5 protein-coding genes and 2 pseudogenes are annotated in these 9375 nt (G+C 42.9%); 4 read left to right on the top strand and 3 right to left on the bottom strand.

What is annotated here, in order from left to right:
- Positions 1-183 precede the first annotated feature (183 nt).
- Positions 184-429, bottom strand: a pseudogene (locus VE944_RS24350) (IS630 family transposase); the annotation flags it as partial.
- A 280-nt stretch (positions 430-709) separates the two neighbouring features.
- Between VE944_RS24350 and VE944_RS24345 the strand changes: the two are divergent.
- The 3 genes and pseudogenes from VE944_RS24345 (at position 710) to egtC (ending at position 3935) form a co-directional block, all read left to right on the top strand.
- Positions 710-1660 (top strand): hypothetical protein, encoded by a 951-nt coding sequence (locus VE944_RS24345; protein WP_324983133.1) that lies wholly within the window; start codon positions 710-712, stop codon positions 1658-1660.
- A gap of 416 nt (positions 1661-2076) precedes the next feature.
- Positions 2077-2797, top strand: a pseudogene (locus VE944_RS24340) (IS1 family transposase).
- A gap of 340 nt (positions 2798-3137) precedes the next feature.
- Positions 3138-3935, top strand: a complete 798-nt coding sequence (egtC, locus tag VE944_RS24335) for an ergothioneine biosynthesis protein EgtC (protein WP_324983131.1) — start codon at positions 3138-3140, stop codon at positions 3933-3935.
- Positions 3936-4154: 219 nt separating this feature from the next.
- Here egtC and lnt read toward each other — a convergent pair whose 3' ends face one another.
- Both lnt and gyrA read right to left on the bottom strand, forming a co-directional pair.
- Positions 4155-5858, bottom strand: coding sequence for an apolipoprotein N-acyltransferase (gene lnt, locus VE944_RS24330; protein ID WP_324983128.1), 1704 nt, complete (start codon positions 5856-5858; stop codon positions 4155-4157).
- On the bottom strand, positions 5839-8454 hold the full coding sequence (gyrA, locus tag VE944_RS24325) for a DNA topoisomerase (ATP-hydrolyzing) subunit A (protein ID WP_324983125.1): 2616 nt from the start codon (positions 8452-8454) through the stop codon (positions 5839-5841). The genes lnt and gyrA overlap by 20 nt, the downstream gene beginning before the upstream one ends.
- A gap of 490 nt (positions 8455-8944) precedes the next feature.
- On the opposite strand from gyrA, the gene trmB reads away from it, so the two are divergent.
- On the top strand, positions 8945-9375 hold a 431-nt coding region (trmB, locus tag VE944_RS24320; RefSeq protein ID WP_324983122.1), incomplete at its 3' end, for a tRNA (guanosine(46)-N7)-methyltransferase TrmB.

Below are 9375 nucleotides of genomic sequence, written 5' to 3'. Positions count from 1 at the left end.
ACACTGAACCCTTCCCGAACTCAGAGGTGAAACGCTGCTGCGGCCACGATAGTTTAGGGGTAGCCCTACGCAAAAATAGCTCGATGCCAGGGATAATTATTCAAACAAAAAGCCTTCTCAAACTAATTTGAGAAGGCTTTTGTTTTTGCTGCTTTTGAATCCGGCTCTTGAGCCAAGCCCAGCATCGCTATCCCACAACTGTGCCATGCCATCTCTAGCTAGGTCTGATCGCGGTGTTTTTGTGCAAATGCTCGGAACTTTTCCCAGCAAGTGATAAGAGTGACTATGGCCTGTACGCTGTCTAGGTTTAGCTTGGACATTTGCGGTTTCAGCTTTACGCTGAAGCCATAGGTTAATAGTGTTACGACTGATTCGGAAGTAAACGCTTGCTTGGCACCGTTTCATCCCATCTAGTTCAATAGCATCGATTACTTTGCGTCAGAGGTCGTAGCTGTATGGTTTGGCCATGGCTCAGGCAGGATTGTAAACTGCTTTCCAGTCTACATCCTAATCAATATGGCGGTTGCTATATTACAGAAATTTTCGACCGTTCAGCTTTTTTCATCGGAAACACTATTTCCTTCAATGTCATGAATTTTATTACTAAGGATGGATGATTTTCAGATCAACAAACTCGTATTTAATATTACAAATAGTGAAATACTAAATTTGTAGGTAATTAATTTTCCTGGGCTACCAAGGAGTAATAATGGTTTTAAGTAAGTATCAACGTGCTGTAGGCGTATTTACTCATCGTCGAGATGCAGAACAAGCACTACATGAGTTGAGAGATTCTGGCTTGGCGATGGAAAAAGTATCTGTAGTTGTACAGAATACAGACCGCAATCATGAGATTGGTGATGATGAAATAGGTGATAAATCCGACGAAGGCGCAACGGTAGGAGGCCTTTCAGGGGGCGCTGTGGGTGGGTTGACTGGTTTATTAGTAGGTCTAGGTACTTTAGCAATCCCTGGAGTTGGACCAATAATGCTGGCTGGAGCAGCTGCAACCGCTTTGGTTACAACCCTTGTAGGGGCAAGCATTGGTGCAGCGACTGGGACTTTTGCTGGTGCATTAGTTGGTTGGGGAATGTCGGAAGAGCAAGCTAGAGCATATAACCAGCGAGTAGAGGTTGGACACTATTTAATAATTGTAGATTGTATATCTTTTGAAATTGCTAAAGTAGAAGCAATTCTCCTGCGTTGGGGTATTGAAGAGTTTGGCATTTACGAGCATCTCAACAGTGAACATGGAACTGCAAATTATCTGAACACCACGACTTCTGCTACTGCCATTTCTAATAAAAGTGGAATTTTAGCCAAGTATGCTGTTAGTAACTTTAATAACATAGATAATGTTGAAGCTGCAATTAATGATATCTGTGCCGCAGGTTTTCCAATAAACCAGATTTCCTTAATTTGCAAAGGCTTTTCTCAATTTAAAGGATCAATAGATCTTAATTTAAGTGAGCGCTTTGACGCTATGAGGCTAGGAATAGGAGATGAGTGGGCACGCTTTTACAACGAGCAAATTGAGCAAGGCAATTACATACTCATCGTTAGTGGCACAGACAATGAGCTTGATTACGTTAGCTCTATTTTGAGTAATTGCGGTGTTCAAAAAATTCAAATTTATGACCCGATGTTAATTCGTTCCTAAAAGCGAGTATCGGAAAACTTAATAGTGAAACGCCCAAACTCCTGCTCTGGAAAGATTATTTTTCTTAGAGCTTAAAGAAAATGAAGAACAAGAAAAAGCCGTACTTCCGGGACTTGGACAAAATATCACTACTCAAAAAGAGCTTGATGCATGCAATATCGTTAAGTCCCCAGTCGCCAGGCATACGAATAATGTTTAAGTAAGTCGGCGGGAAAATTTATAAGTATGTAACGAAAAGTTAAGCAAAGCTATTCGAGTTAAATTTAACACGTCGTGTACTGTAGTTTCCTCTTTTTCCTCTAGCTTGAACACCATCAATTACGGCATAGGCGAGTTCTAGCTCGTCATCAAACATTTTTCCAGCCAGTTCATCTTTTGGCGTTGCGTAATGGAGGGATGAATTGAGGTTGTCTACTATGCAATGTCCATACTGTGGGTCTACGGAAATCCGGAAGAATGGAAAGCGAAGAGGTAAACAAAATCACATCTGTACTAACTGCGACGTGCGTTCCGCCCCGCTTCGCTAACGCCAATTTATAGATGTGTACAATCCGCCGAAAGGATATTCAGAGGAGGTGAAACAACAATGTTTAAAAATGTACCTGAACAGCATGGGTTTTCGCGGAATTGAGCGAGTTAAAGGTGTGCATCATACTACCATCATTTATTGGGTCAAAAAATTAGGAGAAAAACTTCCAGACGCTGCCAAAAGATAGATATCATTCCAGAAGTTGGAGAACTGGATGAATTAGAGACATTCATCGGGTCAAAAAAAAACAAAATTTGGCTTTGGACAGCAGTAAATCACTTTACTCAGGGTATTTTAGCCTGGGTTTTAGGACGACAACCAGTGCTCAAACGTTTGAGCCATTGTGGGAAATTGTTAAACATTGGAAGAGCTATTTTTATGTGACAGATGGCTGGAAAGTTTACCCAAGTTTTATCCCCAATGGAGACCAAATTGTGAGTAAAACATATATGACTAGAGTTGAAGGTGAAAATACCCGCTTGCGTCACTATTTAGCACGACTACACCGCAAAACATTGTGCTATTCAAAGTCAGTAGATATGCTGAAATACTCAATTCGATTATTATTTCATTATTTGAAGTATTGGGAAATATCCGTATTGAATTAGATCATCCCGCATTTCTGCAACGCCTTTGGTATTATGCGAAATTATTTTCATACATGGAATCAGCAACGCCGATTATCCTGTTATAAATGATATGCATAAAATAGCAATATTTTTCACTTCCTGTAATTATATCTAAATTTATTTAATCTATTTTTTTAGAAAAAGTTTTTCTAAAATTCGCAAACAAAACCATGACTTTAGTCATAGTTAAAGCGTACACAAGATAAAAAATAATTGTTAAATTTAATAAAGATCCGCAGTAATTGCACAGTTCAAAGGTTCGATTTCTATCGGGGCTTGTGACTGAATTTCGTTACTCTTTCAGCAACGTCATTTTTTTATGTGTAGATTAATTGGCTACCTTGGTAATCCCATCCTATTAGATGAGTTGCTGTATAAACAGGAGCATTCTCTCTACAAACAAAGTTACAGTTCTTTGGAATTAAAATCAGGAGTAGTTTGTGCAGACGGCGTGGGTGTAGGCTGGTATGACGAAGTGGGTAAACCCTTTATTTACCGAAATACGATCCCGATGTGGAACGATCCGAATCTGGAAGAGTTGAGCAACTATGTACAATCTACTTGTACTGTCGGCTATGCGCGATTAGCTGGGATAGGTGAATCACTCGACATTAGCAACTGTCAGCCATTTCGCAGTGGGAAACTGTTGTTTGTGCATAATGGCGAAATCTCAAACTTTCTACAGACTCTCTATAGACCAATCCGTGACAGCCTCTCTGATTCTACATACCGCCTGATTAAAGGTATGACTGACTCTGAACACATCTTCGCCTTAGTAGTGGAAATGTGGCAGTCATCTCCAGATAGCACTCTGTTTTCAGCCTTACGTGCCACAGTTCAAAAATTGACTGAGTTGGCATCAAAATACGACACCAGCTTTAGTGCCAATATAATTGTCACCGATGGTCAAGCAATTGCAGCAATTCGCTACGCTTACCGCACACAAGCTCCTACTCTTTATTGGTCTTGTGATGCACTCAAGGAGCCAGACCAAATTATTGTTGCCTCTGAGCGTTTATCTGACCAAAATTGGACTGCTTTTGGTGAGCAAAGTATGCTATTTTTTCAAGCTCAGTCATTACAGCCAACAATTAGTCTGTTGGATAACTTTGCTTAATTGGAATTAGATAATTGGAATTAGATAAGCATTGCGGCAGGTTACTGTTATAAAATAACTCTTACCATGATTGGTAAGAGTTTAAAATAAAATTGTTATTTTTTGGATTTATCAGTAGCGATCGCATGCATCTAAAATGATTTGCTTATCACGAGAAGCATCCATACTAAATATTTAGAAGTAAGGTTCTTTTATTATGGGTAATTTAGCAGTTAATCATTAATCACTTATTTTCTTTGGATGCCCAACTTGAATTAATAGCCAAGCTCCTCCAGAGGATATCAATAACAACGGTGTCAACCAATCACCCCAACGCACATATAAAGTCTGCGTTTGTCGCCGATAAATTGTTTCAGCATGAGTTTCGTAAGTATTATATCCCGATATCCACAAGGTTCTGCCGTGAGGATCTATAAAGCCTGAATATCCTGTATTCGTTGCCCGTGCTGACCATCTATCAGTTTCAATTGCCCGCATGATATCCTGTGCATGATGCTGAAATGGCATCGATGCAGTGTAATGGGCATCGTTAGAAGAACTGATAATAAATTGCCCACCCGCAGCAGCTTGACGGCGAAATTGCTCAGGAAAAGCAGATTCATAACATATACTAGCGATCGCACGACCAAAAGGAGTGTCAAATATCTGATTTGCTGAACCGGCAACTTGGTGTGCCTCAAGTGGCGACAAGCGTTGAACTATCCCGCCTAAAATTCCTTCAAAGGGAATATATTCTCCCAAGGGTACTAGTTTGGACTTATCGTAACGGCTGACGATTTCACCCTTACTGTTGAAAGTAAACAAGCTAATTGTATAACTGTCTCCCCGTTCGCCAAAAGCGCCAATCCAAGCAACTACAGCTTTCTCCTTCACAGCTGCAACTAAAGCAGTTCCCAGCAAGTTACGCTGGAAAATAGGTAAGGCTCCTTCTGGGGTGAGGACTGCATCTACACCTTGGCCTGCTAAAGTTAGATATCCATTGGTATAGTTTTCTTGGGCGCGACGAAACCCTTCGGAACTTTGTAAAAGTCGGTTCGGGATATTACCCTGAACAATCCCCACTTTGATTGCTGCTTCTGGTAATTGGGCGATGGGACGACTATATAAGATAAAACCGATGAGGTGTAAGGTAATTAATAATCCTGTAGCGATAACCCAGTATTTATTAACGAACCGCCAAGACGCAGAGGAAATCTTGGCGTCTTCTCTACGAGACGCTGCACGTTCGCGTAGCGTTCCGAAGGAAAGGCGGTTTATCCATCCTTCCGCAATTAAACCATTAACAGCAGCGATCGCAGCTGTCACAGTATTAGGCCCAGAGAGTTGCCCCAAATGTAAAATTACGAGATTGTGCGGACTTTGGGTATAAGCAAGAGAACTCCACCACAAAGGACCAGCACTCCATAGACTCTCTAAGCCGCACCAGACGGCTGTACCAATCAATATACGTAGCCACGGTTTTTGTCCGTTCAGGCGAACCATCACAGCCGCCCAAATAGCAACAAATACCCCTCCAAAGACACTGATAAATCCCCAACAAAAAAGGGTGATTAACAAACTTGGTAACCAAGGAACGCCCAACCATGTCATCGGATGAATTCCAGTAATCCAAGATAGGGCGACACCGTGATAACCGATACCCCAGAATAGAGCAGGAGGAGCAGGGTGAGATGTAGCTTTAGCTTCCCGCAGGGTGGGAGCAGGTGGGGATTGGTTTTTGCCTTTGGCTGAAGTGACAACTAGCACCCATAAGGGGACTATGGCAATCCAAGCCAAAAACCATGCACCTACAGGGGCAACGGTTAGCCCCATTAAAATACCGCTAGCTAAGGCAATTAAGCAAGGGAGTAAAGAGATAAGCCTCTCCCCCTGCCTCCCCTGCAACGCCAGCTCACCCTGCTTTTTACTCTGCTTCTTCTGCATCGGCAGCATCAGGTGGAACTATTGCCACTCCGATAATGGCGTCATCTTCGTCTAAACGCTGGACTCTGACTCCAGTTGCCGATCGCGATTGGATAGAAATCGCATTGACCGCTTGACGGATGATAATACCGCGATTTGTCACCATCATGATTTCATCATCATCATTGTTGACAATGCGTAGGGTTGCCAGCTTGTCTTTGGTTTTGCGGTTTTTGAACTTCGTTGCCATTAAACCCTGACCAGCACGGTTTTGCAGGCGGAACTGGGCAACTGGTACACGCTTACCATATCCTCCCATTGTAATTACCAACACCCAAGGGCCAACAATGCCACTGCTAGGCACTTCTGCGGACTCTTCATTAGTTTCAGTAATTTCGATATCTTCTGTTTCGATTGTTTCGATTGTTTCGATATCTTCAGTTTCGGCTTCTGTAACTATATCCAAAGTTTCAAGAATTGCTGCGGGCAGAATATCCATACCCACGAGTTCATCTTTATTTTTGAGTTTCATGGCTTTCACCCCACGAGTTGCCCTACTTAAAGGACGCAGTTGTTCGTGGTTGCACCGAAAGTTAATCGCCATCCCGTTACGAGAACCAATGATTACACTGTCCTCTACTCTAGCGCGTCGCACCCAGCGCAGTTGGTCGCCTTCTTCTAAGGAAATGGCAATCAAACCATTGGCGCGAATGTGACTAAACGCTGCCAATTCGGTTTTCTTGATATTGCCGCCCTTGGTGAGCATGACCAGATATTCTTCGCTGGTAAACTCGTCAACCGGTACAATCGAGGTGATTTTTTCCTCTTTGGGAATCGGTAGCATCTGGACAATTGGTGTCCCGCGACTGGTACGCGAACTGGCTGGAATTTGATAAGCTCTCAGGCAATAAACAACACCACGTTCACTAAAGAATAAAATACTGTCGTGATCGCAGCAAGTCAAAAAATGCTCAATGGTATCATCATCTTTCACCTTGGCTGCGGCTTTGCCTCTAGTAGCACGGCTTTGTGCTTCAAAGGTGTTAACTGGCATCCGTTTGATGTAGCCTTGCTCTGTAACCAGAATTATTGCTTTTTCATTGGCAATTAGGTCACGGTCATCTAATTCGCCTTCCCCTGGTAAAATCACCGTGCGGCGGGGTGTGGCAAAGTTAGTTTTTAGTTGCGCGACTTCGGTTTCAATAATTTCTAGCACTCTCTCCCGACGTGCCAAAATATCTTGCAAGTCGGTGATTTTCGCTTGTAATTCATCGTGTTCTAGACGAATTTTGTCTGCTTCTAAGGCAGTCAACCGCCGCAATTGCATTTGCAAAATTGCATCTGCTTGCACTTCCGAAAGTCCGTAAGTTGTAATTAATTCGCCTTTAGCTGTGGGCGCATCGGGAGCATGGCGAATTAAGACAATAATTGGATCTAACTGGGATAGGGCAATTAATAATCCTTGCAGGAGATGGTCGCGTTCTTCAGCTTTCCGCAGTTCGTAACGGGTGCGTCTAGCAATGGATTCGATGCGGAAATCCAAGAAGACGGTTAAGAACTGCTTGAGGGTGAGTACTTGGGGTTCGCTATTCACCAACGCCAGCATGTTTGCGCCGAAGTTGGCTTGCAGTGGCGTTTGCTTGTAGAGGTTGTTCAGCACAACGCGGGGATAAGCATCACGCTTAAGTTCGATGACAACTCGCATCCCGTCGCGATCGCTTTCATCCCGGATATCTGCGATGCCCTCTAAACGCTTCTCGTTCACCATTTCGGCGATTTTTTCAATCAGCGCCGCTTTATTGGTTTGATAGGGCAATTCGGTGATGATAATTGCTTCTCTATCTGGGCGTCCCCGTTGTTCAACGGTTTCAATGTTAGCGACACCACGCATGGTGATGGAACCACGCCCGGTAGTGTAAGCTTCTCGAATGGCAGATGTCCCCAAAATTTGCGCCCCAGTCGGAAAGTCTGGGCCGTGGACATACTGCATTAATTCGAGATCGGTGATTTCTGGATTGTGGATTACAGCCACTAAAGCATCAATCAATTCACCCAAATTGTGCGGCGGAATGTTGGTTGCCATACCCACGGCAATCCCAGAGGAACCGTTGAGCAACAGTTGAGGAATCCGTGCAGGTAGCACTGTCGGTTCTTGCTGGGAACCGTCGAAGTTATCGGCGAAATCTACAGTTTCATACTCAATGTCGTGTAGTAGCCCAGCGCTAGTTAAAGCTTGTAAGCGGCATTCTGTGTACCGCATTGCGGCTGGCGGATCGTTGTCTACCGAACCGAAGTTACCATGTCCGTTAACTAGGGGCGATCGCATGGAAAAATCCTGCGCCATCCGCACCAAGGCATCATATACTGCTGTGTCACCGTGGGGGTGATATTTACCCAACACTTCCCCCACCACACGGGCGCATTTCTTAAAGGGGCGATCGTGGAGCAGACCTAGCTCGTGCATTGCGTAGAGAATGCGACGATGCACAGGTTTTAGACCATCCCTGGCATCTGGCAACGCCCGACCCACTATCACGCTCATGGCGTATTCCAGATAAGACTGCGACATTTCGGTTCGCAAGTCTATCGGGATAATCCTCTCCTGTGAGGTTGTCATAACCTAAAAATCTCCAAAAATCGTAGATTTTAGCTTGTTTACTCAACAAAGCGCAAAATTATTCTAAATTTCTCTTGAATAACTGCCATAATTTGATACAATTCTAGCATATATTGCCTATTCTTTGCCTGGAAAGCTAACCCAAATATTTAGTAAAAAAATAGTATAATAATTTACACTTTATAAGCTCTACCTAATCAACAAAAACAGTAAACTAAAAGGTTGCTTAGTGCAAAATTACTTAATTTGAAAGATGACGGGTTAAACTTAAGGCAACAATTTAAATTGGCTTTATAAGCTCTTACTTTTATAACCGTTATTTATTAGATTTGTCACTAAAATAAGGTCTGAAAAATTAAACCATAGTTGATCATTTCTACTTAGACAAAGAGCAGAACTGGATAAAGCCTTCCAAGATGTAATTAAAAAAACACTCGCAGAACTTGGTATCAGAAGAAACAGGGCATTTTCACGTAAAGGAGAGTAAATTTTGGCAGCAGTCCGAGTCCGCCAGCATGTTAATCCACTTGGTAAAAAGTATCAAACACCAGCAAGTCCCCAAGACTTGGAAAAAATTTATGCAAAGCCAAATCAACCGCTACATTTAGATATTGGCTGCGCTAAAGGACAGTTTTTGGTAAATATGGCCAAAATAGAACCCAACTGGAATTTTCTCGGCTTAGAAATTCGGGAACCGCTAGTGGTGGAGGCGAATAAGTTACGTTCTGAGTTAGGCTTCACAAACCTGCACTACTTATTTTGCAATGTGAATAACTCACTGCACTCAATTTTATCTTCCCTCCCGCCAGGAAGTTTACAACGCGTTACAATTCAATTCCCCGATCCTTGGTTTAAAACCCGTCATGCTAAACGTCGTGTAGTGCAACCAGAACTAGTAGCAGACTTAGCTAATTATCTTGC

Source organism: Nostoc sp. (genome assembly GCF_035638895.1).
Taxonomy (GTDB): domain Bacteria; phylum Cyanobacteriota; class Cyanobacteriia; order Cyanobacteriales; family Nostocaceae; genus Nostoc.
The sequence above is the reverse complement of the archived record's forward strand: the minus strand, read 5'-3'. Positions and strand labels throughout refer to the sequence as shown.

Coding starts and splice junctions, on each gene's coding strand:
- VE944_RS24345 (WP_324983133.1), top strand. CDS start 710: ATGGTTTTAAGTAAGTATCAACGTGCTGTAGGCGTATTTACTCATCGT.
- lnt (WP_324983128.1), bottom strand. CDS start 5,858: ATGCAGAAGAAGCAGAGTAAAAAGCAGGGTGAGCTGGCGTTGCAGGGG.
- egtC (WP_324983131.1), top strand. CDS start 3,138: ATGTGTAGATTAATTGGCTACCTTGGTAATCCCATCCTATTAGATGAG.
- gyrA (WP_324983125.1), bottom strand. CDS start 8,454: ATGACAACCTCACAGGAGAGGATTATCCCGATAGACTTGCGAACCGAA.